Below are 26533 nucleotides of genomic sequence, written 5' to 3' on the forward strand. Positions count from 1 at the left end.
CTTCCACGCCACCCGTGTGTCCTTTTGCCGATTGATTCCCCGGAGCGTTTTCCCATGATCACCGTTCGCGGTGTCGACGTGCGCGTGGGCGCCCGTCTGCTGCTGTCCGACATCTTCTTCCACGTCTCCCCCGGCGACCGAATCGGTCTCGTCGGCCGCAACGGCGCGGGCAAGACCACCCTGCTGAACACCCTGGCGGGGCAGGCGCGGCCCGCCGCCGGGTCCATCTCCCGTACGGGGGCGCTCGGTTACCTGCCCCAGGACCCTCGCGCGGCCGACCCCGCGGTGACGGTCACGGACAGGATCCTGTCGGCGCGCGGCCTGGATCATGCCGTACGGATGCTGCGCGCGGCGGAGGCCGCGATGGCCGACGGCTCCGAGCGCGCGATGAACGCCTATGTGCGGGCGGAGGCCGAGTTCCTGGCGCGTGGCGGGTACGCGGCCGAGGCGGAGGCGGCCCGGGTCGCCGCGGGCCTCGGGCTGCCGACCCGGGTCATGGACCAGCCGGTCGGCGCTCTGTCCGGCGGTCAGCGCCGCCGGGTCGAGCTGGCCCGCATCCTGTTCGCGGACCACGGCACCTTGCTGCTGGACGAACCGACGAACCACCTGGACGCCGACTCGGTCGGCTGGCTGCGCGCCTTCTTGACGAACCATCAGGCCGGGCTCGTGCTCATCAGCCACGACACCTCGCTGCTGGCCGACGTGGTCAACCGCGTCTTCCACCTCGACCCCTCGCGCGCCACGCTCGACGTCCACAACACGGGCTGGCACGCCTACCTCGCCCAGCGGGACGCCGACGAGCGCCGCCGGGCCCGGGAGCGGGCGAACGCCGAGCGCAAGGCGGCGACGCTGCACGCGCAGGCGGACAAGATGCGCGCGTACGTGTCGACGGCCGTGGCGGCGAAGAACATGGCCCGCCGCGCCGACCGCATGCTCGCCGAGCTCGAACCGGTCCGGCAGACGGAGAAGGCGGCCAGGATCCGGCTGCCCGAGCCCGCCCCCTGCGGACGGATGCCGCTCGGTGCGATCAGCCTGACCAAGGCGTACGGCGATCTCCGTGTCCTCGGCGGAGTCGACCTGGCCGTCGACCGGGGCAGCCGGCTGGTGATCCTCGGCCTCAACGGCTCGGGCAAGACCACGCTGCTGCGTCTCCTCGCCGGCCACGACACCCCGGACAGCGGGCGTGTGGTGCACGGTCATGGGCTGCGCCTCGGCTACTTCGCGCAGGAGCACGACACGCTCGACCCCGCCGACACGGTCCGGGGGCAGCTGGCCGCCACGGCGCCGCATCTCACGGACGGCGAGGTGCGGCGGGTGCTCGGCTCGTTCCTGTTCACGGGCGACGACGCCGACAAACGCGTCGGCGTCCTGTCCGGAGGCGAGAAGACCCGCCTCGCCCTGGCGGGTCTGGTCCACTCCGGCGCGAACGTGCTGCTCCTCGACGAGCCCACCAACAACCTCGACCCGGTCTCCCGGGCCGAGGTCCTGGCCGCGGTGGGCACGTACCCGGGCGCGATCGTCATGGTCACCCACGACGTGGGCGCCATCGAGGCCCTGCGTCCGGACCGGGTGCTGCTGCTCCCGGACGCGGACGAGGATCTGTGGAGCGAGGAGTACCTGGAGCTCGTCTCCCTGGCCTGACGAGGTGGCGGGCGGCTGCCGCGGCTACGCGTCCCGGTACCCCTCCAGCAGCCGCAGCCACACTTCGCTCACCGTCGGGTAGGACGGCACGGCGTGCCAGAGGCGGCCGATCGGCACCTCACCGGCGACCGCGATGGATGCCGAGTGGATCAGTTCGCCCACGCCGGGGCCGACGAAGGTGACGCCGAGGAGGATCTCGCGGTCGAGGTCGACGACCATGCGGGCCCGGCCGCGGTAGCCGTCCGCGTACAGGCCCGCGCCCGCCACCGAGGACATGTCGACGTCCACGGCCCGGACGCGGTGCCCGGCGGCTTCCGCCTCGGCGAGGGAGAGGCCCACGGCCGCGGCCTCCGGGTCGGTGAAGACGACCTGGGGGACGGCCGCGCGGTCGGCGGTCGCGGAATGGGCTCCCCAGGGGTCGGTCTCCAGGAGGGGCACCCCGGCGGCGCGGGCGGCGATGGCGGAGCCCGCGATCCGGGCCTGGTACTTGCCCTGGTGGGTGAGGAGTGCGCGGTGGTTCACGTCGCCGACGGCGTACAGCCACTCGCTGCCGACCACCTGGAGGCTGTCGTCGACGTCGAGCCAGGAACCGGGTTCCAGGCCGACCGTGTCGAGGCCGAGGTCGTCGGTGCGGGGCGCGCGCCCGGTGGCGAAGAGGATCTCGTCGGCCTCGATCCGGTCGCCGGAGTCGGTCAGCGCAACCACCGTGGAGCCCTCCCGGGTCACCGCGGACACCGAGGTGCCGGTGCGCACGTCCGCGCCCGCCTCCTGCAAGGCCTCGGCGACCAGCTCCCCGGCGAAGGGCTCCATGCGGGGCAGCAGGCCCTTGCCGCGGACGAGGACGGTGACCTCGGAGCCCAGGGCCCGCCAGGCCGTGGCCATCTCGGCGGCGACCACACCGCCGCCCACCACGATCAGCCGTCCGGGCACGGCGTGCGCGCTGGTGGCCTCGCGGCTGGTCCAGGGTTTGACCTGGGCGAGTCCCGGCAGATTGGGGAGGAGGGCGCGGCTGCCGGTGCTGACGACGACCGCGTGCCGGGCGGTCAGCACCTGCCGCTCGCCGTCCGGTCCCTCGACGGTCACCCTGCGCGGCCCGTCGAGCCGCCCGTGGCCGCGGTACAGATCGGCGCCGATGCCGTCCAGCCAGGCGATCTGGCCGTCGTCCTTCCAGTGGGACGCGTAGTAGTCGCGGTGGGCGAGGACCGCGGGGGCGTCGAGGGGGCCCTGCACGGACTGCCTGAGTCCGGGCACACGGCGGGCGTCGGCGCGGGCGATGGCCGGGCGCAGCAGTGCCTTGCTGGGCATGCAGGCCCAGTACGAGCACTCGCCGCCGACCAGCTCGCTCTCCACGACCGCGGTGGACAGACCTGCCGCGCGGGTGCGGTCGGCGACGTTCTCCCCCACGGGCCCGGCCCCGAGCACCACGACGTCGTACGCGATGGATTCCGTTTCCGTCATGGGCCCAGTCTGGTTCCTGGTGTGCGCCGTGGCCACACGGGTACGCACGCGGAATACGCCCCCGGGAGGTGGCGTTGTGCAAACCGGCATGACCCGGACGCGAGGAAGAGGGATAGACGTATGAGCAGCACCGTGGAGCTCACCAAGGAGAACTTCGACCAGACGGTCACGGACAACGAGTTCGTCCTGATCGACTTCTGGGCGTCCTGGTGCGGGCCGTGCCGTCAGTTCGCCCCCGTCTACGAGAAGGCCGCCGAGGCCAACCCCGACCTGGTGTTCGCCAAGGTCGACACCGAGGCGCAGCCGGAGCTGGCCGCGGCCTTCGACATCCAGTCGATCCCGACGCTGATGATCGTCCGCGACCAGGTCGCGATCTTCGCCCAGCCGGGGGCGCTGCCCCAGGCCGCCCTGGACGACGTCATCGGGCAGGCCCGGAAGCTGGACATGGACGAGGTCCGCAAGTCCATCGCGGAGCAGCAGGCCCAGCAGGACGGTCAGTAAGGCCGCGTACGCGGTCTAGAACGGGTACGCCGCCACATCTCCGCGCACCGTCGTCCAGCGCACGTCGGTGAAGGCCTCCAGGTTGGCCTCACCGCCGAAGCGGGCGCCGGTGCCGGAGGCGGCGATCCCGCCGAACGGCGCCACGGCCTCGTCATTGACGGTCTGGTCGTTGATGTGGACGATGCCGGTGGGGATGCGCTCGGCGAGTTCGAGGCCGCGCGCGGTGTCCCGGGTCACGATGCCCAGCGACAGGCCGTACGGTCCCGCCGAGGCGAGGGCCGCGGCCTCGTCCAGGGCGCCGAACGCACGGACCGGCGCGACCGGACCGAACACCTCCTGCGCGTACGCCGGAGTCGTGTCGTCGACTCCCGCGAGGACCGTCGGCCGGTAGAACAGCTTCTCGTGCGTTCCGCCCGCCGCCAATTTGGCGCCGCGTGCCGTGCTGGACTCCACCAGCCCCTGGATCTTGGCGAGTTGGGCGCTGTCGATGATCGGCCCGAGGTGCACCTGCTCGCGGTACGGGTCTCCCACGGCGAGCGCGTCGGCCTTAGCGGCGAGCCGCTCCACGTATTCCTCGTAGAGCGAGGCATGGACCAGGTGTCGCCCCGTCGTCATGCAGATCTGGCCCTGGTGGAAGAACGAGCCCCAGGCCGCCGTGGAGATCACCGCGTCGATGTCGGCGTCCTCCAGGACGATCAGGGCGGAGTTGCCGCCCAGCTCCAGGTGCGCGCGCTTGAGATGACGGCCCGCGGCCTCACCGACCGCGCGTCCGGCGGCAGTTGATCCCGTGAAGGAGATCACCGGCACCTGAGGGTCGGCGACCAGCGCCTGACCGGCCTCGGGGCCGCCGGGCAGGATGTGCAGCAGCCCCTCGGGCAGGCCCGCCTCGGCGAAGACCGCGGCCAGTGCGAGGCCGCCGCACACGGCGGTGCGCGGGTCCGGCTTCAGTACGACTCCGTTGCCGAGCGCGAGCGCCGGGGCCACCGAGCGGATCGAGAGGATCAGCGGGGCGTTGAAGGGGGCGATCACCCCCACGACACCGACCGGGACGCGCCGCGTGTACGACAGGCGCGGCGCCTCGGACGGCAGGACCTGGCCGGTCGGACGCGAGGCGAGCGCCGCGGCTTCGTAGCACTCCTGGGCGGCGACGTGCAGCTCGAAGTCGGCCTTGCCCGGGATGGAGCCGGACTCGCGGACGATCCAGTCGCGCAGTTCGCCGGCGTGCGCGGCGAACAGGTCCCCCGCCTTGCGCAGCACGGCGGCGCGGACGAAGTGCGGGGCCTTGGCCCACTCTGTCTGGGCGGCGCGGGCGGTCCGCGCGGCCGTCGCGACGTCCTCGGCGGCGGCGAGCGTGACGGCGCCGAGCGGCTCGCCGGTGGCGGGCTCGGTGACGGTGTACTCACCGCCCGACAGGGTGCGGGACTGCCAGGTCGTGGGGTCGAGCAACGGCATGACGGCTCTCCGATCGTTCACTGATCACCAGCGGGGCACAGCGGGCTCGTAGGACTCGTGGATCCCCTGCGGCCCTTCGAGCTCATAAAGCCAGCGGAAGTCCCGTGTAGTTCGCGGCCAGTTCGGCTGCCGCGGGGCGGGATGCCGTGATCCGGCGCAGTCGCGCGAGCTGCATCCGGTGTTCGAAGGCATCCCCATCTGGTTGAGCGTGCAACATCCTAGTCATGTCGTACGAGAACCGTGTGGCCTGCCACACCCGGGCGAGGCACAACTCCGAGTAGCGGTCCAGGAGTTCGGTCGATCCCGTGCGGTGCAGCTCGGCGAAGCCGCGCGCCAGGACCCGGACGTCGGACACGGCGAGGTTGAGGCCCTTGGCGCCGGTCGGCGGCACGATGTGGGCCGCGTCCCCGGCGAGGAACAGGCGTCCGTACCGCATCGGCTCGTGGACGGAACTCCGCATCCGGGTCACGGACTTGGAGGTGATGGAGCCGCGCGCCAGCCGCCAGTCGCCGTCGATCGCGAAGCGCGCGTCGAGCGCGTCCCAGATCCGCTCGTCGGGCCAGTCGCGGACGTCGGTGCCGTTCGGGACCTGCAGGTACAGCCGTGACACGGACGGCGAGCGCATGCTGTGCAGCGCGAAGCCGCCCGGGCCGCGCGCGTAGATCAGCTCATCGCAGGAGGGCGGCACATCGGCGAGGATCCCCAGCCAGGAGTACGGGTACTCGTGCGCGTAGACGCGGCCCACCTCGGCAGGGAACGCGTCGGCCGCGACGCCGTGGGAGCCCTCGCAGCCCACCACGTAGTCGCAGCTCAGGGTCTGCTCGCGGCCTTCGTGCAGGAACCGCACGACAGGTGAGTCGCTCTCCGGCTTCTCGACGGCGAGCGCCTCGGCTTCGAACAACAGCGGTGGCCCCGCGGCGAGTTGGAGGGACACGAGGTCCTTCACGATCTCCGTCTGGGCGTAGATCGTGACGGTACGGCCGCCGGTGAGCCAGGGGAAGTCGATGCGGTGGCGCTCACGGTCGAAGCGCAGCTCGATGCCCTGGTGGATCAGGCCCTCGGCGTCCAGGCGGTCGGCGGCGCCGCACTCGCGCAGCGCGTCCACCGTGCCCTGCTCCAGCATCCCGGCCCGCTGGCGCTGCTCGACGTACGCGCGCGTTCTGCTCTCCAGGACGACGCAGTCGATCCCCGTTCGGTGCAGCAGCCGGGCCAGCAGGAGCCCGGCGGGGCCGCCGCCGATGATGCCGACCGTGGTCCGCATGAAGCGCCTCCGGTGTCCGATGCGGTCGGGGGACCAGATCCAGCCTCTCTCAGCTCGACTCGCGGTGCACGACCCGCGCTCCCAGTACCTCGTGGGTCTCGGGCCCGGCGCCGGGTTCGCGGACCGCCCTGTCGACCAGCTCGGCGAGGTCGCGTCCGGACGGCAGTTCGATGTGGACGGTGCTCAGCCGGGGCCGCAGCAGCCGGCCGAGCATCAGGTCGTCGGCGCCGATGACGGCCGTCTCGTCCGGGATACCGATGCCCTCGTCCTGCAGGGCGCGCATCAGGAGCATCGCGTACTCGTCGTTGTACGCGAACACGGCGTCGAGGCCGAGGGAGCGCCAGCGCGCCGCGAGCCGCGCGGCGGCCTCCTCCTCGTACGCCAGCGGCAACTCGGTCGCCGACGCGTCGGTGCCGTGCAGGGCGCGGCGTACGCCTTCGAGGCGGGGCTTGGAGAAGATCTCCAGGCCGGCTTCCTCGGGCACCACTACGCCGATGCGGCGGCGGCCGCGGGCCACCAGGTGGGCGCCCGCGCTGTGGCCGACCCGGTCGTGGTCCATGAGCAGCGCGTGTGCGCCCTCGACGCGCTCGGGGCCCAGGGTGACGACGGCGCGGGCGCCGGAGCGCTTGAGGACGGCCACGCCCTGCGGGCCGAGCCCGCTGCCGGGGACCAGTACGGCGACCGGCCTGAGCTCCGCCCAGGCGCGGGCGGCCTCGTCGCCGTGCAGGCCGACGCTGCCGAACTGCACGACGGTGTAGTCCAGACGGCTCAGCGCCCACTGGAGTTCGTTGAAGAACTGGCTGTAGAGGGGGCCCACGGGCACGGACGGCGCGGGCATCAGGACCATGCGGCTGTGCCCGGCGCGCAGACTGCGGGCGGCGGCGTGCGGGACGTACCCCAGCTCCTTGGCGGCCTCGTGGACGCGGCGGCGGGTGGGTTCGCTGATCCGGACGGCGCTGGTGTTGTTCAGGACGTACGAGACGGTCGCGCGGGAGACGCCTGCCAGGCGCGCCACATCGGCGCTCGTCGGCACGGGTCGTTGTGCGGGTGACGGCGGGGCGGACTGCTTCGGTATCTGCACCATGACGTATCGCATCCTTGCAGAGGCACTGCGTGCCGTTCTGTGCCGGGGGGAGTCCAGGGACCCCGGACGGCGGAACTCCCGCTTCCACAAAGGAACTTCCGCGTCCGGTGTCGGATGGCCCGTCCGGAGGTTACCGTTCGGTAGACGACATGCTTCGGAGGTGACCCGGATGGCTCCCGACCGTGCCGCAGGTCTGGCGGAGTGCGCCCGCGCCCTCGCCGACGGCGAGGTGACCGCGCGCGAGGTGGTCGAGCGGGCGCTGGCCCGGATCGAGGCGACCCAGCCCACCCTGAACGCCTTCCGGCTGGTGCGCGCCGAGGCGGCTCTCGCCGAGGCCGACGCGGCGGACAAGGAGCTGGCGGCCGGTGTGCGGCGGCCACTGCTCGGGGTGCCGGTGGCGGTCAAGGACGATATGGACGTGGCGGGCGAGCCGACCGCGTTCGGCTGCCGGGGCGACCATCCGCCGCAGGCCGAGGACGGTGAGGCCGTACGCCGGCTGAGGGCGGCCGGGGCCGTCGTCGTCGGCAAGACCAACACCTGCGAGCTCGGCCAGTGGCCCTTCACCGAGGGTCCCGCCTTCGGCTCCACCCGCAATCCGTGGCACAGCGATCACACCCCGGGCGGCTCGTCCGGGGGCTCCGCGGCGGCGGTGGCGGCGGGTCTGGTCCCGGCGGCGCTCGGCTCGGACGGCGCGGGCTCGGTGCGCATTCCGGCCTCCTGGACCCATCTGATCGGCATCAAGCCGCAGCGCGGCCGGATCTCGACCTGGCCGCGCCCGGAGTCCTTCCAGGGCATCACGGTCAACGGAACGCTCGCCCGCACGGTCGCGGACGCGGCCCTGCTCCTGGACGCGGCCGGCGGCAGCCACGACGGCGATCTGCACCGCCCGCCCGCGCTGCGCGTCTCGGACGCGGTGGGCCGCGATCCGGGCCGGCTGCGGATCGCGCTGTCGCTGAAACCGCCGTTCACCGCGCTGCCCGCCCGGCTCGACCCCGTCGTACGGGCGAAGGTCCTCGCGCTCGCGGAGCGGCTCGCGGCGCTCGGGCATGTCGTCGAGGAGGCCGAGCCGCGGTACGGGCAGATCGGCCTCACGTTCATCCCACGTGCCACGGCCGGTCTCGCCGAGCGGGTGCGCGATGCGCCGTTCCCCCATCTCCTCGACCGGCGCACCCGTGACGCCGCCCGCCTCGGCCGGCTGCTCGGCGGCGCGCCGCTGCGGGCGGCCCGGCGGGCCGAGGCCACGCTGCACCGGCGGATCGGCGCGCTCTTCGACACCTACGACGTGCTGCTCGCGCCGACGACCGCCGCTCCCCCGCCGCGGATCGGCTCGATGGTGAACCTGAACGGTCTCGGCACCGACCGGGCCATGATCGCCGCCTGCCCGTACGCCTGGCCGTGGAACATCCTCGGGTGGCCCGGCGTGAACGTCCCCGCGGGTTTCGTGGGCGACGGCCTGCCCGTCGGCGCCCAGTTGCTCGGCCCGGCGAACAGCGAGCCGCTTCTCGTGTCGCTGGCCGCCCAGTTGGAGGCGGACCGGCGCTGGCACGAATGGTGGCCGCCGCACCAGGCTCCGGCGGACTCTCCGGCGGCGTAAGCGAGTTCCGGCCGTACTCTGTGACCATGGACGATGCGTCGATGGTCGGGTTGATGGGGCGGGTGACCGGCACGGTCGGACCCGGGCTCGTCGGCGAGGTGATCGTCCGGGTGCGCGGCGGCGCCGAGCACTTCCTCGCGTATCCCGCCGCCGCGAAGGACCGCATCGAGCGGGGCACGGTGGTGATGGTGGTGGAGTATCTGCCGCCGCGAACGGTGTACGTGTCGGCCGCGTACGACGCCTGACACACGCCCCGCACACGCCAGTTGACAGCTCGTCTGTGACGGGTTCGCCCCAGGTGAGAGCCGTACGCGTCAAGATTGCAACAAGGATCCGTCAGCGTCTGTACCCCGGCCTTGCACAGGAGCACACTCCCGTTCGTTCGGTGCCGATAGGGCACCATGCAAAGGGGGCGTATGCCGATGGTTGTCGGCGTCGTGGCGGGGGCGGTTGTCCTCGCACTGATCTTCATCGTTGTGGTCTTCAAGCTCATGTGGCGTGTCGCGGAGCCCAACGAAGCACTGATCATCTCCGGTTCGAAGCATCGGACCGAAGGCCTTGAAGAGGGCATGGGATTCCGCATCGTCACGGGGCGCGGAACGCTGGTCCTGCCGGGTGTGCAGGCGGTGCGCAAGATCTCGCTCGACCTCAACGAGACCGAGCTGCACGTGGACTGCGTGACCCACCAGGGCATTCCGCTGAAGGTGCGGGGCGTGGTCATCTTCAAGGTGGGCGACGACTTCGTGTCGATCGCCAACGCGGGCCGCCGCTTCCTCGACCAGCAGAAGATGATGGCCGAGCGGGTGCACAACGTGTTCGCCGGTCATCTGCGGTCCATCGTCGGCGGGTTGACCGTCGAGGACATGATCCGCGACCGGGAGAAGCTGACCGGTCAGACCCGGGCCGCGTGCGGTACGGAGATGGAGAAGCTCGGCCTGATCGTCGACTCACTGCAGATCCACGAGATCGAGGACCCGACCGGGTACATCAAGAACCTCGCCATGCCGCACGCCGCCGCCGTACAGCGCGACGCGCGCATCGCGCAGGCGGAGGCGAATCGTCTCGCCACCGAGGCCGAGCAGAAGTCGTTCGCCCGGATGTCCGAGGCCACCAGGGACAGCGAGATCCTCCAGGCCGGTTACCAGGCCGAGCGCGACAAGGCGGCGGCGAAGGCCCGGCAGGCCGGACCGCTCGCCGACGCGGCCGCCCGGCAGGACGTCGTCGTCCAGGAGACCCGCATCGCCGAACTCGACGCCCTCCGCCGGGAGCAGCAGCTCCAGGCGGACGTCCGCAAGCCCGCGGACGCGAGGGCGTACGAGATCCGGGCCCACGCCGAGGCCGAGCGTGACGCGCGTATCTCTTCGGCGCAGGCCAAGGCCAAGGAGACCGAACTCGCGGCCGCGGCCGAGGCGAGCCGGGTCAAGTCGGCCGCCAACGCCGAGGCCGAGGCGACCAAGGCGAGGGGTGCGGCCGCGGCGACGGCGACCCGTGCCACCGGTGAGGCCGAGGCCGCCGCCGCGCAGGCCAAGGGTCTGGCGGCCGCCGAGGCGACGCGTGCGCAGGGTCTGGCGGAGGCCGAGACCATCAAGGCACGGGCCGCCGCCCTCGCCGAGAACCAGGAGGCCGTGGTCGCCCAGCAACTCGCCGAGAACTGGCCGGAGATCGTCCAGGCGGGCGCGAGCGCGTTCGGCAACGTCGACCACATGGTGCTGCTCAACGGTGCCGACGGCATGGCGGACATGTTCGCCAAGGCGCTCACCATGGGCGGCACCGGCCTGGGCCTGGCACGCCAGTTGCTCGCGTCGATGAACCAGGACGGCGCGACGGGCAACGGTGCGGGGGCCGCGGCTGGGCTCAACGGGGTCGTGCCGCCGCGTACGGAGAAGGTGACGGTGGAGAAGGACGAGAGGTGAGCCGTTGAGGCCGTGAGGCCATGAGTCGGTGAGGCTTCGGGGGTACGGGAGTTGGCTTCCGTACCCCCGAAGTAACGTGTGCCCCGTGACTGCCTCTATCGACGAAGACGTGCCCGGCCGCTACGGGCCCACCGCGACCACCGAAGCCGAGCCCCGCGAGGTCGGCCGGGTCAAGACCGAGTACTCCCCCGCGCACGACGGCGATCCGGATCCCGGCGAGATCGTCTGGACGTGGGTGCCGTTCGAGGAGAACGACGGGCGGGGCAAGGACCGGCCGGTGCTGGTGGTCGCTCGCGAGGACGGGGGGACGCTGCTTGCCGTGCAGTTGTCCAGCAAGCGGCACGACGGGGACCGGGAGTGGGTGCCGATCGGCTCCGGTCCGTGGGACCGGTCAGGGCGCGATTCGTGGGTGGACGTGGATCGTGTGCTGCGGTTGTACGAGGACGGTATGCGGCGCGAGGCGTGTGCGCTGGATCGGATGCGGTTCAATCTCGTGGTGCATCGGTTGCGCGAGCGGTACGGGTGGCGTTGAGCGGGGCGCGGTAAAGGCCGGTGGGATGCTGCGGGTCCGTTGTGGCTGGTCGCGCAGTTCCCCGCGCCCCTAAAAAAGGGGCGCGTTACGGGGCCGGAGACTAGATGCGAACTGTTGCTCGAAGGCACTGCGTGTCGCACTGCCCGGCGTGCGGTCCAGGATTCCGAAGACGATGTGCTCGAAGTGGGCCTCGAAGCGGCCCTTGATCAGCAAGTCGTGGAAGGCCTTCGCCACCTGGGCCGGGTCGTTCCGGAAGACGCCGCAGCCCCAGGCGCCGAGGACCAGGCGGCGGTAGCCGTGGGCCGCGGCCACCTCCAGGACGCGCTCGGCGCGGGTGGCGAGGGCGCGTGGGAGGTCGTGCGCGCGGTCCGGGGCGGTGCGCAGGACCACTCCGGCGTTGGGGGCCGCCGCGGTCAGGAATCCGGCCGGGTACGGCTCGTCCAGGAGCCGGCCGCGGTCGTCACGGAAGACGGGCACGGCGGGCGAGTGGATGACACGGTCCGTGTAGAACGGGTCGCGGTGGGCGCGATGGTGGTCGTAGAACTCCCTGGCCCCCAGCAGGCACGTGTACAGCGCGGAGGCCCGGCACAGGGCCTCTTCCTGGGCCTGCGCGCCGTTCAGATAACCGCCGCCGGGATTGCGCGCGGAGGAGAAGTTCAGGACGGCCACCGGGTCGTCGGCCAGGGCCGTGAGGCGCCGGGCGGCCTCCAGGCTGCTCTCGGCCGTGACCTCGAACAATGTGTCCGGGAGAGCGGCCGACGCGCCCTCCGCAGCGATCTCCGGTGTTTTCACCGGATCCGGGCCGTACATCCGCGTCCCGGCCCGCGCGGCCTCGACCGCCGCGGCGATCGGTACCTCGCGCCCATGGGACGCGCGGTACCCGCCCGCCGCGACGATCTCCTCCGTCTGCTGGGCGATCGCACGCAGGCGCGCGCTCATGGCGCGACCCCCGTACGCGCCACGAGCGCCCCCCGCGCGATCTCCCCCGTCGTGCCCATGAACGCATCGTGAGCGATGCTGGTCGTGCGGCGCAACAGAGTTTCGCGGCTCCGCAAACAGTGTTTCCCGGTCCCGAAAGCGGCGATCCGCACCCTTGTGCGAACCGCCGAGAAGGTCTTGGGTGGGACGAGCGATTGCCGGTTCGGCCCAACAGGACGCCGGGCCGGCGACATGGTGGAATCTCAGGAGGATCCCGACATGTCCGATTCGGTAAGTGGCTGTACGGAGCACCGCTCCGTTGTCACCGAGGCCGAGGTGGAGGCGCTGGTCCGTGGCATCTGCTTCAAGACCGGTCCACCCCGCTTCCTCGGTGTCGAAGTGGAATGGCTCGTCCACGAGCTGCGGCAACCGCGGCTCCCGGTACCACCCGCACTTCTCGAAGCGGCCTACGCCGCACTGCGGACCCTGCCCCTGAGTTCGGCGCTCACCGTCGAACCCGGCGGCCAGCTGGAGCTCAGCTCCGCTCCCGCCGCCTCCCTCATGGAGTGCATCGGGTCCGTCTCCGCCGACCTCGACGCCGTACGCGCCACGCTGCGCGAGGCGGGCCTCGGCCTCAGTGGCTACGGCCACGATCCCTGGAACCCCCCGAGCCGCTTCCTCCATGAACCGCGGTACGACGCCATGGAGCGGTATCTCGACCGTGCGGGGCCCGAGGGCCGCGCGATGATGTGCAGCTCCGCCTCCGTCCAGGTGTGCCTGGACGCCGGGTACGAGGAGCCGGGCCCGCTGGGGCACGGGCGCCGCTGGTGGCTGGCGCACCAGCTGGGCGCGGTCCTGGTGGCCGCGTTCGCGCACTCCCCTGTGGCCCACGGGCGGCAGACCGGCTGGCGCTCCACGCGGCAGTCGCTCTGGGCGGCGATGGATCCCGGGCGGAGCAGCGCACCTCCTCAGGGCGGCGAGCCGCGCGCCGCGTGGGCCCGGCATGTGCTGGACGCGCCCGTGATGTGTGTACGGGCGCCGAGCGGGCCCTGGGACGTACCGGAGGGCATGAGTTTCCGGGCGTGGACCCGGTCCGGCGCGCCGCCGGACCGGGCGGACCTCGACTATCACCTGACGACCCTGTTCCCGCCGGTGCGTCCGCGCGGTCATCTGGAGCTCCGCATGATCGATGCCCAGCCGGGCGACGACGGGTGGATCGTGCCGCTCGCCGTGGCGGCGGCGCTCTTCGACGACGCGGAGGCCGCCGAGACCGCCTATCGGACCGTGAAGCCCCTGGCCGAGCGGGCGGACGCGCGGCCGGCCCCGTGCAATCCGCTGTGGCGGGACGCCGCGCGGTACGGCCTGGCCGACCCTGAGCTGCGGGAGGCCGCCGTCACCTGTTTCGCGGCGGCGTCGGAGGCTCTGCCCCGGCTGGGCGCCACGACCGAAGTCCTGGACGCCGTGGCGGAGTTCACCGACCGCTATGTGGCGCGGGGCCGCTGCCCCGCCGACGATCTGCTCATCCGGTTCAACGGTCAATCTCATGGCCGGTCCCACGGCCAGTTCCACGGGAAGGACATCCGCACATGACCGCGCCCGATTCGCTCACGGATCCTGAGTCGCTCAGGACACGCGCGCTGGACGCGCTGACCACGGCCCGCGATCGCACCGCGCTCCTCACGTCCTGTGTGGAGGATCCCGAACTGACCGCCCAGCACTCGCCGTTGATGTCCCCGCTGGTGTGGGACCTCGCGCACATCGGCAACCAGGAGGAGCTGTGGCTGCTGCGCGAGGTCGCGGGGCGTGAGGCGATGCGGCCCGAGATCGACGGGCTGTACGACGCGTTCGAGCATCCGCGCGCCGCGCGGCCCTCGCTGCCGCTGCTGCCGCCCGCCGAGGCCCGCCAGTACGCGGCCGAGGTGCGCGGCCGGGCGCTGGACGTCCTGGAGAGCGCCGCGTTCCAGGGCACACGGCTGACCGAGGCGGGCTTCGCCTTCGGGATGATCGCGCAGCACGAACAGCAGCACGACGAGACGATGCTGATCACCCATCAGCTCCGCAGGGGGCCCGCCGCCCTGACAGCCCCGGACCCCGATCCCGCTCCCCTGTTCACCGGGCCCGCCGAAGTCCTGGTGCCCGAGGGCCCGTTCGTGATGGGCACGTCCACCGAGCCGTGGGCCCTGGACAACGAAAGGCCCGCGCACCGGCGTATGGTCCCGGCGTTCTTCATCGACACCACGCCGGTCACGAACGCCGCGTACCAGGCCTTCGTCGAGGACGGCGGCTACGGCGACCGGCGCTGGTGGACTCCGGAGGGCTGGGACCACATCCGGGCGCACGACATCGAGGCGCCGCTGTTCTGGCGTCGCGAGGGCGGGCAGTGGCTGCGACGCCGTTTCGGTGTCACCGAGGTCGTACCGCCCGACGAGCCCGTGCTGCACGTCTGCTGGTACGAGGCCGACGCGTACGCGCGCTGGGCGGGGCGACGGCTGCCCACCGAGGCCGAGTGGGAGAAGGCGGCCCGCCACGACCCGGCGGCCGACCGCTCCACCCGCTATCCGTGGGGCGACGCCGACCCCACCCCGGAACACGCCAACCTCGGCCAGCGCCATCTGCGTCCGGCCCCGGCCGGCAGCTATCCGGCGGGCGAATCACCGCTGGGCGTACGGCAGTTGATCGGAGACGTGTGGGAGTGGACGTCGAGCGATCTTCTGCCCTACCCCGGCTTCGTGGCCTTCCCCTACCGGGAGTACTCGGAGGTGTTCTTCGGGCCGGAGTACAAGGTGCTGCGCGGCGGCTCGTTCGCGGTGGACCCGGTGGCCTGCCGGGGCACGTTCCGCAACTGGGACTATCCGATACGGCGGCAGATCTTCTCCGGGTTCCGGACAGCCCGGGACGCCGCGCCCGGGAGTTCCTGATGTGCCGCCATCTGGCGTTCCTGGGACCCGAGGAGCCGCTCGGCGCGCTCCTCGTGGAGCCGGAGCACGGCCTGTTCCGGCAGTCCTGGGCACCTCGGCGACAGCGGCACGGGACGGTCAACGCCGATGGTTTCGGGGTGGGTTGGTATGCCGAAGGGGATGCCGTGCCCGCCCGGTACCGCCGTGCCGGGCCCATCTGGGGCGACCAGTCGTTCGCGGACCTGGCCCGTGTCGTCAGGACCAGGGCACTGCTCGCCGCGGTGCGCGACGCCACCGTGGCGGGGGCCGACGGGGAGGCCGCGGCGGCGCCGTTCGCCGCGGGCCCCTGGCTGTTCAGCCACAACGGCGCCGTGCCCGGATGGCCAGGCTCCCTGGCGCCGCTCGTCCAGACACTGCCCGCGCTGGAGCTGCTGTCGCTGGAGGCCCGCTGCGACTCGGCACTCGTCTGGGCGCTGGTCCTGCACCGGCTGCACGGCGGTGACGACGAGAGTCAGGCGCTGGCCGACACGGTCCTGGAGGTCGCCGAGGCGGCCCCCGGGTCCCGGCTCAACCTGCTGCTCACCAACGGCGAGACGATCACCGCTACGGCCTGGGGCGACTCCCTCTGGTATCTCACCGAGCCCGGCCGGCGCACTGTCGTGGCCTCCGAGCCGTACGACGACGACCCGCTCTGGCAGGAGGTCCCCGACCGCACACTGCTCACCGCGAGCCGCACCGAAGTGCTGCTCACTCCGCTCAAGGACATGAACGACGACATGGCATCCGCACCGTCGAAGGAGCCCCGTACGTGAGTCCGTTCCTTCTCACCCGCACCCTGCCCGAGGACGCCACGGAGGCCGCCCTGCGCGCCGACGTCCTGCACGGCCTCACCCGCACGCCCAAAACGCTGCCGCCGAAATGGTTCTACGACGCGTACGGCAGCGAGCTGTTCGAGAAGATCACCGAACTTCCCGAGTACTACCCGACGCGCGCCGAGCGCGAGATCCTGATCCGCCGCGCGCCGGAGATCGCCGCGACGACCGGGGCACGCACCCTCGTCGAGCTGGGTTCCGGCTCGTCCGAGAAGACGCGGTATCTGCTGGACGCGCTGCCGGGACTGCATACCTACGTGCCCGTCGACGTCAGCGAGAGCGCGCTCACCCAGGCCGGGCACGCCCTGATCGAGGAGCACCCGGGCCTCGATGTGCACGCACTGATCGCCGACTTCACCGGCGGTCTCGCCCTTCCGGGCACGCCCGGACCACGGCTCGTGGCGTTCCTCGGTGGCACGATCGGCAATCTGCTGCCCACCGAACGCGCCGCGTTCCTGACGTCCGTACGGGCGCTGCTGTCGCCCGGCGACGCGCTGCTGCTGGGCACGGACCTCGTCAAGGACGAGTCGGTCCTCGTCGCCGCGTACGATGACGCGGCCGGAGTGACGGCCGAGTTCAACAAGAACGTGCTGGCCGTCGTCAACCGTGAGCTGGGCGCCGACTTCGACCCCGACACCTTCGACCATGTCGCCCTCTGGGACACCGAGCAGGAGTGGATCGAGATGCGGCTGCGCTCGCGTACCGCGCAGACCGTGAAGATTCCCGCCCTGGACCTCGCCGTCGACTTCGCGGACGGCGAGGAGCTGCGCACCGAGGTCTCGGCGAAGTTCCGCGAGGAGGGAGTGCGCGACGAACTGGCCGTCGCCGGCCTTGAGTTGACGCATTGGTGGACGGACGAGGAGGGCCGCTTCGCGCTGTCGCTGAGCATGGCCGGATAGCGGCTGCCAGTGCGCGGGATGTGACCACTCACGACGGTTGTCACATACGGATGTCTGTTGCCAACATGATCGGCTTGCCGGCCGACCGTGAGACTACGGCGACCGCAAGCTGGTCATGTCGGCAGACATCACGACTTCGCGCCGAAGCAAATGGCCGAGGGGGCGCCACAGATTCACCCGGTGTTCCCCGCCAGCGTCTCCGTGATGCGGCGGGCGGCGCGCCGGGCCTCGGTCGCTGGGTCCGATCCGGTGAGGACCTTGGTCATGTAGTCCTTGATCGGGTTGTCGGCCTCGACGGCGGCCCACTCGGGCGAGGCGGGGGTGGCGCGGCCCTGCGCGGCGCCCGCCGCCATGGCCGCGGCTCCCTCCTCGCCCGCCACCGCTCCGGCGAGGGTCGTCTTGTTGGGCACGTAGTTCATCGTCCGGGCCAGTTCGGTCTGCCACTTGGCGCCGGCGAGCGCCGAGACGACGGCCGTGGCACCGGGACGGTCGTCCGTGTTCTTGGGCACCACGAGGTCGGAGCCGCCGGTGAAGACCGCGCCGGGCGCGGCAGCGGTCTTGCCCGGCACCGGGAAGAAGCCCAGCTTGTCCTTGAGGTCGGGATTCGTCCGCTCGATGGCCTGGACGAGCCCGGGCACGGCGACGAGCTGGGCGACCCGCCCCTTGGCGAACACCCCGGCCTGCGGCGGATGCTCCTCGTCGGCGTTCACGGGCCCGTCTCCGAGCGCCTGGAGCCGCCGGTAGAAGTCCATGCCCCGCAGGGCGGCCGGTGTCTGCAGAGTGCCCTTCCAGACCCCGGCGGAAGCCTCCTTCGCGAGGTCACCGCCCTCGTCCCAGATGAACCCGGAGAGGGTGTACCAGTCCTGCCCGGCCAGATAAATCCCCTGGTTGCCCGAGGAGTTGAGCAGTTCGGTGTCCGCGAGCCACTGGTCGCGGGTCTTCGGCGGCTGCTTGATGCCCGCCCGTGCGAACAAATCCTTGCGGTAGATGACGACGCGGTTGGCCGCGTACCAGGGGATGCCGAACTGGCGGGAGCCGAAGCTGCCGGGCTGGGCAAGGCCCGGCAGCCAGTCCTCCCTGCCCCAGTCGCGCATCGATTCAAGGGTCAGGTCACTCAGACCTCCCCCGTCCACGTACTGCGCGACCTGGGTGTTGCCGACCTCGATGACGTCGGGTGCGCCCTTGTCCTCCCGCTTGAGCGCCGACTGGACCTTCTCGCCGATCCCGGTCCACTGCTGGATGCGGATGTCGAGCCGGAGGTCACTGTGCGTCCGCTCGAAGTCCGCGGTGAACCGCTTCAGGAACTCCTTGGACGCGCTGTCCTTCATCAGCCACACCGTGACGGTCCGCCGCCCGGACCCCGCTTCCGGCAGGGCACCGCAGGCGGTGAGCAGGGAGGTGGTGACGCATACGACGGCGAGGAGGCGATGTCTCACGAGGGGTCCTGTTCTGCCTTGCGGACAAGGATGAGGGGCCCGGCGTGGGGGACGAGCTCAACGCTCGTACGGGAGTTCTGATTTTGGTATGGACCAATCAGCCCCGTCAAGGGGTTCAGGTTCCGGGCACTGTGTCCTGGAAGGTGGTCCCGGCGCTCCGGTACGCGGCGACCTTGGCCGCCACCTGGGCGGGGCTGAGAACCTGGTCCTTGACGTGCAGCACGTAGTCGACCTGCTCGTCGTAGGCGCGGGGTGTCGTACTGGTCTGCCCGGCCAGGTCGATGAGCCACTGGTTGAAGTTGATCGACATGGGCCGCTCCGGCAGATACGCGGCGTCGTGCGTACCGAAGAGCTGTCCGTCGATGAAGTACGTGATGCCGCTGCCGTCGATCGTCAGGACCAGGTCGTGCCAGCCGTCGTAGCTCCGGCGCCCCTCGGTGTGCTGGTTGACCGCCTGCCACGGGTCCGGGTTGTAGGTCTCCCAGGACGTCGTGTAGAGGATGTTCGAGGGCTCGCCCCAGCCGCCGTTGGGCAGATACTCGAAGTCGTACTCGGCGTAGTCGTCGGCCATCGGCGCGGTGAGGTCGTTGATGGTGAAGAACGTCTGGACGAGGTGGTCGCCGTCGGGCCCGGTCTTGGGCGCGTCGGAGAACCTGACGCGTGCCGCGTACGTGCCGTTCTTGAACTTCATGGCCTTGGTGAGGACTTCGGTCTGTTTCGTCGAGTCGCCGGTCCCCGCGGTCGATGTCTCCAGGTTCATCACCGAGCCGGCGCCGGAGCCGGTGAAGGTGACGTTCTCGGGGGCCCAGGTCGCACCGGAGACGCCGGGGCCACCGGAGTTGGAGCGGACGTTCCAGCCGTGCTCGGAGATCCTCGGGTCGGTGTGGCCGGTGTAGGCGAAGTCGTCGAAGAGCGCGGCGCCGTCGGTGGGCGGGTCGGTCGGATCGGGGTCCGGGCCGGGCTCATTGCCCGCGGGCGCGGTCCCCCAGACGAGCGTGTTCGCGCGGGTCGCCGTCACCTTGTCCCAGTTCGCGTACGAGGTCCGTTCGGCGCCGAAGGAGTAGTCGTCGCTCTGGTTCAGGGTCTGCCAGTCGGAGCGGTAGAAGCGCAGCTGCATGTCACCGGTGTCGGCGCCGGCCGCGAGACTGCCCGCGCCGGAGGTGAAGGCGATCTCCAGATAGCGGTCGGCCGTCGCCGTCGGCTGCGTGAGCGTGCCGAAGGTGCCGGTGATGTTCGCGCAGCCCTTCACGGCCCACGAACACGCGAAGCGGTAGGCGGTGCTCGCCGAGTCGGCCTTGAAGTAGTAGCGGACCCTGACCTCGCTCAACTGCACCGATCCGCTGCCGGTGTTGGTGACCTTCAGCCAGGGTTCGCTCTGGTCGGCGCTCGCACCGGTCGCGCTGGTGCGGTACTGCACGCTGAGCCCGTCGGCGGCGGCGGTCGCGGGCTGAGCGGTGAGTCCGGCGAGGGCGAGCCCCGCTGCCGCCGCGACGGCGATGGCCGTACGTACTCTGTTGCCTTGTCGGTTCATGGATGTGTCTCCTCTCGGAGGGCCGGCAGCCGTGGCTCCCGGTGTGGGGGATGAAGCGGTACGCCGAGGGCGTGCAGGCGTACGCGGTGATGCCGCAGCCGGTGCGCGAAGTCCGGCCAGGGCCGGGGCGCCGACCAGGCGTTCTCGGCGAGAGCGCACAGCCGCGGGAACGCCCGGTACTCGATGTGCGCGGGCGTGGGCAGGTACTCGGTCCACAACTGGGCCTGGGTGCCCAGGACTTGGGCTGCAGCCTCGGGCTCCCAGTCAGCGGGGGCCGGACGGAAGGCGTGCACGGTGTCGAGGCCGATCGGCGGGCCCGGCTGAGCGGGCGGCTCGCCGCGCCGCCCGGACTCCCGGTAGTCGAAGTAGGTGGACCGGTGGGGCGCCATCACCACCTGGTGGCCGCGCCGGGCGGCGGCGAGACCGTCGGCCGCGTCCCGCCATGGCAGCACGGTGAACGAGCGCGGCAGGGTCACGCCGTCCTCGCACCAGCCCAGCGGCTTGCGCCCCCGGCGGACGAGGAACTCCCCGATCTGCCCCATGAACCAGCCGTGGAGCTGCTCGGGCCCGGCGAGCCCCTCCTCGCGCGCCCGCCGCCGCGCGGCCGGATGCGCCGCCCATTCGGTGGTGGGGCACTCGTCGCCGCCGACGTGGACGTACGGCGAGGGGAAGGTGTCCATGACCTCGTCGAGGACGGTGCGGCAGAAGTCCAGGGCCCGGTCGTGGACGCCCAGCACCTGCTCGCACACGCCCCACTGGGTCCACACGTCCAGCCGGCGGTCCGGATCGTTGCCGAGCTCGGGGTAGGCGGCGAGGGCGGCCCGGACATGGCCGGGCATGTCGATCTCGGGTACGACGGTGACACCGCGCGCGGCGGCGTGGGCGACGAGGCCGCGCAGCTCGGCCTGCGTGTAGCTGCCGCCGTGCGGGATGCCGTCCCCGGCGGTCTCGGCACGCCGGGCGCCGATCTCGGTGAGCTTCGGGTACGCGGCGACCGGCATGCGCCAGCCCTGGTCGTCGGTCAGGTGCAGATGCAGGGTGTTCAGCTTGTGCAGCGCCAGCAGGTCGATGAATCGCCTTATGTACGTGGCGGGTTGGAAGTGCCGGGCCACGTCGAGCATCGCCCCGCGCCACACGTGGCGCGGTACGTCGGTGATCCGTACACAGGGGAGGGTCCAGGCGACACCGCGTACGGGGCTGTCGGTGAGAGCGGCGGGCGGCAGCAGCTGGCGCAGGGTCTGCACCCCCCGCAGCAGACCGGTGGGGCCGGCCGCGTGCAGGTGTACCGCGTCGGGGGTGACCCTCAGCCCGTACCCCTCCCGGCCGAGGGCCGTGAGCGTCGGGTCGAGGGTGAAGGCGATCTGCCCGTCGGTCGCCGTGGGCAGCGGCAGTCCGGTGGCCGGGGCGAGGAGCTCACGCAGCAGCGTGACGGCCGCTTCGGCGCCTGGGGCCGCCGTGACTGCCGTACGCCCGTCAAGGGTGAACCGTCCGGGGAGTACGACGAGTCCGCCGGGCGCGGGCAGAAGCGAGACGTCGGCTGCGGGCATGACGGAGAACCCTTTCGCGGCGGGGCGCGACCTTACCAATTGGTCACCTGACCTCTTGCGCGACTTGAAGGTGGCATAGACCAATAGGCGCGTCAAGAGGCCGTGCAGGGACGGAGATTGGGGAACCTGGGGTCCCCTCGTATCGTCAACTGGTCAGGTGGGCGGTTACCATCGGGGCTGACCAGCCGAAGGACCGCCGGGCGCTGATCGGCGTCATCGAGCACGGAGTGGGGAGCACATGGACGGCGTACTCAAGCGGGAGCGGGTCCGCGACTTCCTGCTCGGTCTGGTCGAGGACCGCGGTCCGGGGGCCGCCATTCCCTCCGAGCGCACGCTCTGCGCCGAACTCGGCGTCTCACGCCCCACGTTGCGGGCCGCCGTCGACGAACTCGTCGCCACGGGGCTGCTGGTGCGCGAGCACGGGCGCGGCATGTTCGTGGCGCCGGCGAAGATCACCCAGGAGATCGTCCCGGACCGGCAGACGGCGAGCGTGCCGCTCGCCACCGGCAGCTGGTCGAGCCGCGTACTGGAGCTCGCGACCATCCGGGCGGGCGCCAGGATCGGCCGGAAGCTGCGGATGTCACCGGCCGCCGAGCTGATCTACATCGCGCGGCTGCGACTGGTCGACGGCTCCCCCATGGCGATCGAGCATCTGCACATCCCGGCCGCGCTGGTGCCCTCGCTCACGCCCGCCGAGCTGGAGGCCGGGGACCTCTACGCCCACCTGCGGGAACACCACCGGATCCAGGTCCACGAGGCGACCCAGTCGATCGAGCCGACCGTCGTCAGCGAGGCCGAGGCCAAGGTGCTGGGGGTCCCGGTCCTCTCCCCCGCTCTGCTGATCGAGCGCCTCACCACGGACACCTCGGACCGGCCGGTGGAGTACGTCCACTCCCTCTACCGGGGCGACCGCTACCGCATCGTCTCGCGGCTGTCGCTGGCCGCGCACCACGGCCGTACGGCCCGGGACGCGCCCGACGACTTCACCCAGGGCATCCCCGACATCTCGCGGACCGCCGCGCTGTGGGGCACCGTGGAATGACGCGTGGCACACCCGCCACGGCGAGAGGAGTACCCGCATGTCCGAGAACACGTACCGGGTCACCGAGATCGTCGGCACCTCCCACGAGGGCATCGACCAGGCCATTCGCAATGGGATCACCCGCGCCTCGCAGACCTTGCGCAACCTGGACTGGTTCGAGGTCACGCAGGTCAGGGGCCAGATCGAGAACGGGCAGATCGAGCACTACCAGGTCGGCCTGAAGGTCGGTTTCCGGCTCGACGAAGGCGAGTGACGCGGCCCCGGCTCCCGGGGCCATCACCCCTGCGCGGACCCCTCAGGTCCGCCCCTCCCGCTCCTGCGCGTCCCTCAGCGCCGCGGACGCGGCCGCCCAGCGCGCCCTGACGACCCTGAAGCCCGCCCGCTCCGCGTCCTCGCAGACCAGCTCGTCGTCGTCCACGAGGACGCGGATCTCGCGGTCGCGGGCCAGCCGGCGGAGGATCTCCAGTTTGGTGCGCCGGGCCGGCCTGCGGTCGTCGTTGCGCCGCATCCAGATGCGCCCGGCCGGCAGCCCCTGCGCGGCCAGCCACTCCTCGGTGTCGCGGCGGCACCGCTCGGGGCGGCCGGTGAGGTAGACCACCTCGCACTCCTGTGCGCTCTCCTGCGCCAGCGCGATGCCCTCGGCCAGCGGTGGATCCTGCGACGCGGCCGCGAAGAACGCGTCCCAGTCCCGTGGCTTGCTCTCCAGGAACCGCTGCCGATGCGCGGTGTCCGCGAGTGTGCCGTCGAGGTCGAACACGGCGAGCGGTCTGCTGATCTTCTCCTTCACGCCGACCACCCTAGACAGGGCCCGGGACGCCCCGCGCACCGCGGCGGCCGATCTCCCTCGTGAACACGTCCAACTTCTGCCTCGTCAGGCTCTGTTCACATCACCCAGCAAGCCCTTACCGTAATGCCTCGCACAGCATGTCGCACAACATTCGGTATTTCGAACAAGAGCAGGGTGGTGGAGGGACACCACCGCCCGGTTCTTCGGCATGCGGAGGTCTTGGTGTACCCCCCTCTCGACAGACGTGGCTCCCTCCCCGTCGACGACTTCCGCGTGTACGGCAAGACCCTCACCGCCGCGGAAGTCGCCGCGCCGACTGAGTGAGCGAACCAAGGAGAGCCGCACATGACCACACCAGACAGTCCACCACGCCCTGTTCAGCCGTCCCGCCGGGGCCTGCTCCGCGCGCTGGTCGCCCTGCCCGCCACCGCCCTCGTCCTCGGTGAACTGCCCGGACTGCTCGGCACCGCAGCGGCGGCGGCACCCGCCAAGGGTTACGCCACCCGCTACACCATCGTGCCGTTCCTCAACAGCGACGACGGCACGGTCAACGTCTACGAGTCCGACGACGCCACCGACTTCCGGCTCCTGAAGGCATCCGCGTACACGCCGCCCAGCAACCGCATCCGCGACGCCAGCGTGTTCAAGCACACCGACGGCTACTACTACGTCACGTACACCACGCACACCTGGCAGGACGTCAGCACCACCATCGGCTTCGCCCGCAGCTCCGACCGGGTCAACTGGACGTTCCTGTACGACTACACGGTCCCGATCACCAGCCTGTCCCGCGCCTGGGCGCCGGAGTGGTTCGTGGACAGCGACGGCAGCGTGAACATCATCGTGTCCTGCTCGCTCACCAGCGACGAGTGGATCTTCACGCCGTATCTGCTGAAGGCCACCAACTCCGCGCTCACCACGTGGAGTTCACCCGTGGCGCTGTCCGGCATCGGCACCAACCACATCGACACCTTCATCGTGAAGACCGGGTCGACGTACCACGCGTTCACCAAGAACGAGACGACGAAGTACATCGAGTACGCGACCGCCTCCAGCCTCACCGGCTCGTACACCATCCAGAAGACCGGCGACTGGGCGGGCTGGGGCGGCACCCGTGAGGGGCCGGCCCTGATCCAGCTCGACAACGGCGGCTGGCGGATCTTCTTCGACGGCTACGGCGACGGCAGTTACTACTACAGCGACAGCTACGACACCTTCGCCACCTGGAGCGCCCCGAAGAAGCTGCCGGGCATCTCCGGCACCGCACGCCACTTCACCGTCATCAAGGAGACGGTCTCCGCAGGACCGACCCTGTCGACCGGCGTCACCCGCTCCCTCCGGTCGGGCAACTACACCACCCGCTACTGGCAGGAGCAGTCCTCCCTGCTCAACCTGCCCGTGGTGACCAGTTCCAGCACCACCGCGGAGAAGCAGGCGTCCACGTTCACGGTCGTGGCGGGCCTGGCCGACGCGAACGGCTACTCCTTCCGGGACGCGGCGGGCAACTACCTGCGGCACTACGACTACCGGGGCCGGTTCGACGCCAACGACGGGACGTCGACGTTCGCGAAGGACGCCACCTTCATCGCCCGGACCGGCACGGCGAGCGGCTCGATCCGCCTGGAGTCGTACAACTACCCGGGCTACTACCTGCGCCACTACAACTACCAGCTCCGCGTGGACATCGCTGACGGCACCGACCTCTTCCGGCAGGACGGCTCCTTCGTCCCCGTCACCGCCTGGGCCTGACCGACACCGCACGAGAGAGGGAGACCCCCATGAGTGAAAGCCCGCTCCAGCCGTCCCGCCGCACCGTGCTCGGGGCGATGGCCGCCCTGACCGCGACCTTCGCCATCGGCTCCACGCCCGCCCGCGCGGCGACCACATCCGCGTACGTGATGGGCTACTTCACCGAGTCCCCGAGCGGCAACGGCTCCGACTACGGCCTCCACCTGGCCGTCAGCCCCGACTCGCTCCAGTGGACGCCGCTGAACCAGAACAACCCCGTGGTGACCCCGACCGAGGGCACCGGCGGACTCCGCGACCCGTTCATCCTGCGCAAGCAGGACGGCACGTTCGTGGTGCTCGCCACCGACCTCAAGGGCACCGACTGGAGCCTGCAGAGCCAGTACATCCACGTCTGGAACTCCACCGACCTGCGGTCCTTCACCGGCTACCACCGGCTGAAGCTGCACGAGATGGCCACACACAGCTGGGCACCGGAGGCGTTCTGGGACGCGGGCCGGAGCCAGTACGGGATCGTCTACTCGGCCGTCAACTCCAGTGGCCACAACGTCATCATGGTCAACTACACCACCGACTTCGTGACGGTGACGGATGCTCAGGTCTTCTTCGACCCCGGCTACGACATCATCGACGGCGACCTCGCCGTGGGCGTGAACGGTGTCAACTACCTGTACTTCAAGAAGGACCAGACGCTGGTGGGCGCCAAGTCCAGCACCCTGGACCCGGGCAGCTTCACCGTGTTCAGCACGCCGGTCGCGCACGGTGGCACCGAGGCGCCGATCCTCGTCAAGTCCCAGACAACCAGCGCTTGGTACCTCTGGGGAGACACCTATACGCCGAACGGCGTCTTCTACGCCTGGCAGTCGACCGATCTCTCCACCGGCACCTGGACGGCGGTCGACCAGAAGCTCTACACCCAGCCGCTCAACTCCAAGCACGGCACCATCCAGCCCATCACGACGACGGAGTACAACAACCTGCTGGCCGCGTACGGAGCGCCTGCCTGGAACCGGCTGAAGTCGTACAACTACCCGGACCGGTACGTCCGTCACTCCAACTACGTCGGCCGCATCGACGCGTACCCGTTCGACCCGTACACCGACTCCCAGTGGAAGCTCGTGCCCGGTCTGGCCGACAGCTCCGGAGTGTCCTTCCAGTCGGTGAACTACCCGACCCGCTATCTGCGGCACTCCGACTACCAGTTGGTGCTGGACGTGAACGACAGCACCACGACGTTCGCCCAGGACGCCACGTTCTACCGGACCGCGGGGCTGGCCGACACCTCGTGGTCATCCTTCCGCTCCTACAACTACCCCACGCGTTACATCCGTCACTCAAACTACGTACTGCGCATCGATCCGATCTCCACCTCCACGGAAAAGTCCGACGCGACGTTCTCGGTCGGCTACTGACCCCCCTTCG

General features: G+C 71.1%; 23 protein-coding genes. 14 read left to right on the forward strand and 9 right to left on the reverse strand.

Annotation, left to right across the window (positions count from 1 at the left end; translation table 11 throughout):
- Positions 1-54: 54 nt before the first annotated feature.
- Positions 55-1641, forward strand: a complete 1587-nt coding sequence (locus OIC96_RS04160; RefSeq protein ID WP_330309240.1) for an ABC-F family ATP-binding cassette domain-containing protein — start codon at positions 55-57, stop codon at positions 1639-1641.
- A 24-nt stretch (positions 1642-1665) separates the two neighbouring features.
- On the opposite strand, the gene OIC96_RS04165 is transcribed toward OIC96_RS04160, so the two are convergent.
- On the reverse strand, positions 1666-3099 hold the full coding sequence (locus OIC96_RS04165; RefSeq protein WP_330309239.1) for a dihydrolipoyl dehydrogenase family protein: 1434 nt from the start codon (positions 3097-3099) through the stop codon (positions 1666-1668).
- A 21-nt stretch (positions 3100-3120) separates the two neighbouring features.
- Between OIC96_RS04165 and trxA the strand changes: the two genes are divergently transcribed.
- A complete protein-coding gene (trxA, locus tag OIC96_RS04170) occupies positions 3121-3600 on the forward strand; it encodes a thioredoxin (RefSeq protein ID WP_406502206.1) in 480 nt (159 codons plus the stop codon).
- 15 nt (positions 3601-3615) lie between these two features.
- Here trxA and OIC96_RS04175 read toward each other — a convergent pair whose 3' ends face one another.
- The 3 genes from OIC96_RS04175 to OIC96_RS04185 form a co-directional block, all read right to left on the reverse strand.
- Positions 3616-5052 (reverse strand): aldehyde dehydrogenase family protein, encoded by a 1437-nt coding sequence (locus OIC96_RS04175; RefSeq protein WP_330309237.1) that lies wholly within the window; start codon positions 5050-5052, stop codon positions 3616-3618.
- 82 nt (positions 5053-5134) lie between these two features.
- Positions 5135-6313, reverse strand: coding sequence for a 4-hydroxybenzoate 3-monooxygenase (locus OIC96_RS04180; protein ID WP_330309236.1), 1179 nt, complete (start codon positions 6311-6313; stop codon positions 5135-5137).
- 49 nt (positions 6314-6362) lie between these two features.
- On the reverse strand, positions 6363-7397 hold the full coding sequence (locus OIC96_RS04185) for a LacI family DNA-binding transcriptional regulator (protein ID WP_330309235.1): 1035 nt from the start codon (positions 7395-7397) through the stop codon (positions 6363-6365).
- A 169-nt stretch (positions 7398-7566) separates the two neighbouring features.
- On the opposite strand from OIC96_RS04185, the gene OIC96_RS04190 reads away from it, so the two are divergent.
- From OIC96_RS04190 to OIC96_RS04205, 4 genes are all read left to right on the forward strand, one after another.
- On the forward strand, positions 7567-8991 hold the full coding sequence (locus OIC96_RS04190; RefSeq protein WP_330309234.1) for an amidase: 1425 nt from the start codon (positions 7567-7569) through the stop codon (positions 8989-8991).
- Between the two features lie 20 nt (positions 8992-9011).
- On the forward strand, positions 9012-9236 hold the full coding sequence (locus OIC96_RS04195; RefSeq protein WP_327433913.1) for a hypothetical protein: 225 nt from the start codon (positions 9012-9014) through the stop codon (positions 9234-9236).
- Positions 9237-9407: 171 nt separating this feature from the next.
- Positions 9408-10904, forward strand: coding sequence for a flotillin family protein (locus tag OIC96_RS04200; RefSeq protein ID WP_330309233.1), 1497 nt, complete (start codon positions 9408-9410; stop codon positions 10902-10904).
- Between the two features lie 85 nt (positions 10905-10989).
- The gene (locus OIC96_RS04205; protein ID WP_330309232.1) at positions 10990-11436 is read left to right on the forward strand and encodes a type II toxin-antitoxin system PemK/MazF family toxin; all 447 of its coding nucleotides are present in this window, start codon (positions 10990-10992) and stop codon (positions 11434-11436) included.
- Between the two features lie 69 nt (positions 11437-11505).
- Here the strand turns inward: OIC96_RS04205 and OIC96_RS04210 are convergent, their stop codons facing one another.
- Positions 11506-12375: a TIGR02452 family protein gene (locus OIC96_RS04210; RefSeq protein ID WP_330309231.1), complete on the reverse strand. Its 870-nt coding sequence runs from the start codon at positions 12373-12375 to the stop codon at positions 11506-11508.
- 258 nt (positions 12376-12633) lie between these two features.
- On the opposite strand from OIC96_RS04210, the gene egtA reads away from it, so the two are divergent.
- The 4 genes from egtA to egtD are packed head-to-tail and all read left to right on the forward strand — an operon-like array spanning position 12634 to position 17022.
- Complete coding sequence (gene egtA / locus OIC96_RS04215; RefSeq protein ID WP_330309230.1) at positions 12634-13944, forward strand: ergothioneine biosynthesis glutamate--cysteine ligase EgtA; 1311 nt, start codon at positions 12634-12636, stop codon at positions 13942-13944.
- Positions 13941-15272 carry an ergothioneine biosynthesis protein EgtB gene (gene egtB, locus OIC96_RS04220; RefSeq protein ID WP_330309229.1) on the forward strand — a complete coding sequence of 444 codons (1332 nt, stop codon included), beginning with the start codon at positions 13941-13943 and terminating at the stop codon, positions 15270-15272. The genes egtA and egtB overlap by 4 nt, the downstream gene beginning before the upstream one ends.
- Positions 15272-16063, forward strand: a complete 792-nt coding sequence (egtC, locus tag OIC96_RS04225; protein WP_330309228.1) for an ergothioneine biosynthesis protein EgtC — start codon at positions 15272-15274, stop codon at positions 16061-16063. The genes egtB and egtC overlap by 1 nt, the downstream gene beginning before the upstream one ends.
- Positions 16060-17022 carry an L-histidine N(alpha)-methyltransferase gene (egtD, locus tag OIC96_RS04230; protein WP_330309227.1) on the forward strand — a complete coding sequence of 321 codons (963 nt, stop codon included), beginning with the start codon at positions 16060-16062 and terminating at the stop codon, positions 17020-17022. Before egtC ends, egtD begins: the two co-directional genes overlap by 4 nt.
- A 173-nt stretch (positions 17023-17195) precedes the next feature.
- Here the strand turns inward: egtD and OIC96_RS04235 are convergent, their stop codons facing one another.
- The 3 genes from OIC96_RS04235 to OIC96_RS04245 form a co-directional block, all read right to left on the reverse strand.
- Entirely contained in the window at positions 17196-18458 is a 1263-nt protein-coding gene (locus OIC96_RS04235) for an extracellular solute-binding protein (RefSeq protein ID WP_330309226.1), read from the reverse strand.
- 115 nt (positions 18459-18573) lie between these two features.
- Complete coding sequence (locus tag OIC96_RS04240; RefSeq protein WP_330309225.1) at positions 18574-19989, reverse strand: cellulose binding domain-containing protein; 1416 nt, start codon at positions 19987-19989, stop codon at positions 18574-18576.
- A complete protein-coding gene (locus OIC96_RS04245; protein ID WP_330309224.1) occupies positions 19986-21536 on the reverse strand; it encodes a beta-N-acetylhexosaminidase in 1551 nt (516 codons plus the stop codon). The genes OIC96_RS04240 and OIC96_RS04245 overlap by 4 nt, the downstream gene beginning before the upstream one ends.
- 238 nt (positions 21537-21774) lie before the next feature.
- Between OIC96_RS04245 and OIC96_RS04250 the strand changes: the two genes are divergently transcribed.
- Complete coding sequence (locus tag OIC96_RS04250) at positions 21775-22578, forward strand: GntR family transcriptional regulator (RefSeq protein WP_330309223.1); 804 nt, start codon at positions 21775-21777, stop codon at positions 22576-22578.
- Positions 22579-22615: 37 nt separating this feature from the next.
- Entirely contained in the window at positions 22616-22831 is a 216-nt protein-coding gene (locus tag OIC96_RS04255) for a dodecin (protein WP_330309222.1), read from the forward strand.
- A 42-nt stretch (positions 22832-22873) separates the two neighbouring features.
- On the opposite strand, the gene OIC96_RS04260 is transcribed toward OIC96_RS04255, so the two are convergent.
- Positions 22874-23365: a phosphatase domain-containing protein gene (locus OIC96_RS04260; protein ID WP_443058304.1), complete on the reverse strand. Its 492-nt coding sequence runs from the start codon at positions 23363-23365 to the stop codon at positions 22874-22876.
- A 345-nt stretch (positions 23366-23710) separates the two neighbouring features.
- Between OIC96_RS04260 and OIC96_RS04265 the strand changes: the two genes are divergently transcribed.
- Together OIC96_RS04265 and OIC96_RS04270 are read left to right on the forward strand one after the other, a co-directional pair.
- Positions 23711-25114, forward strand: a complete 1404-nt coding sequence (locus OIC96_RS04265) for a glycoside hydrolase family 43 protein (protein WP_330309220.1) — start codon at positions 23711-23713, stop codon at positions 25112-25114.
- Between the two features lie 29 nt (positions 25115-25143).
- Positions 25144-26523: a glycoside hydrolase family 43 protein gene (locus OIC96_RS04270; RefSeq protein ID WP_330309219.1), complete on the forward strand. Its 1380-nt coding sequence runs from the start codon at positions 25144-25146 to the stop codon at positions 26521-26523.
- Positions 26524-26533 lie beyond the last annotated feature (10 nt).

Origin of the sequence: Streptomyces sp. NBC_00775, from assembly GCF_036347135.1 — a bacterium.
Lineage (GTDB): Bacteria > Actinomycetota > Actinomycetes > Streptomycetales > Streptomycetaceae > Streptomyces > Streptomyces lutosisoli.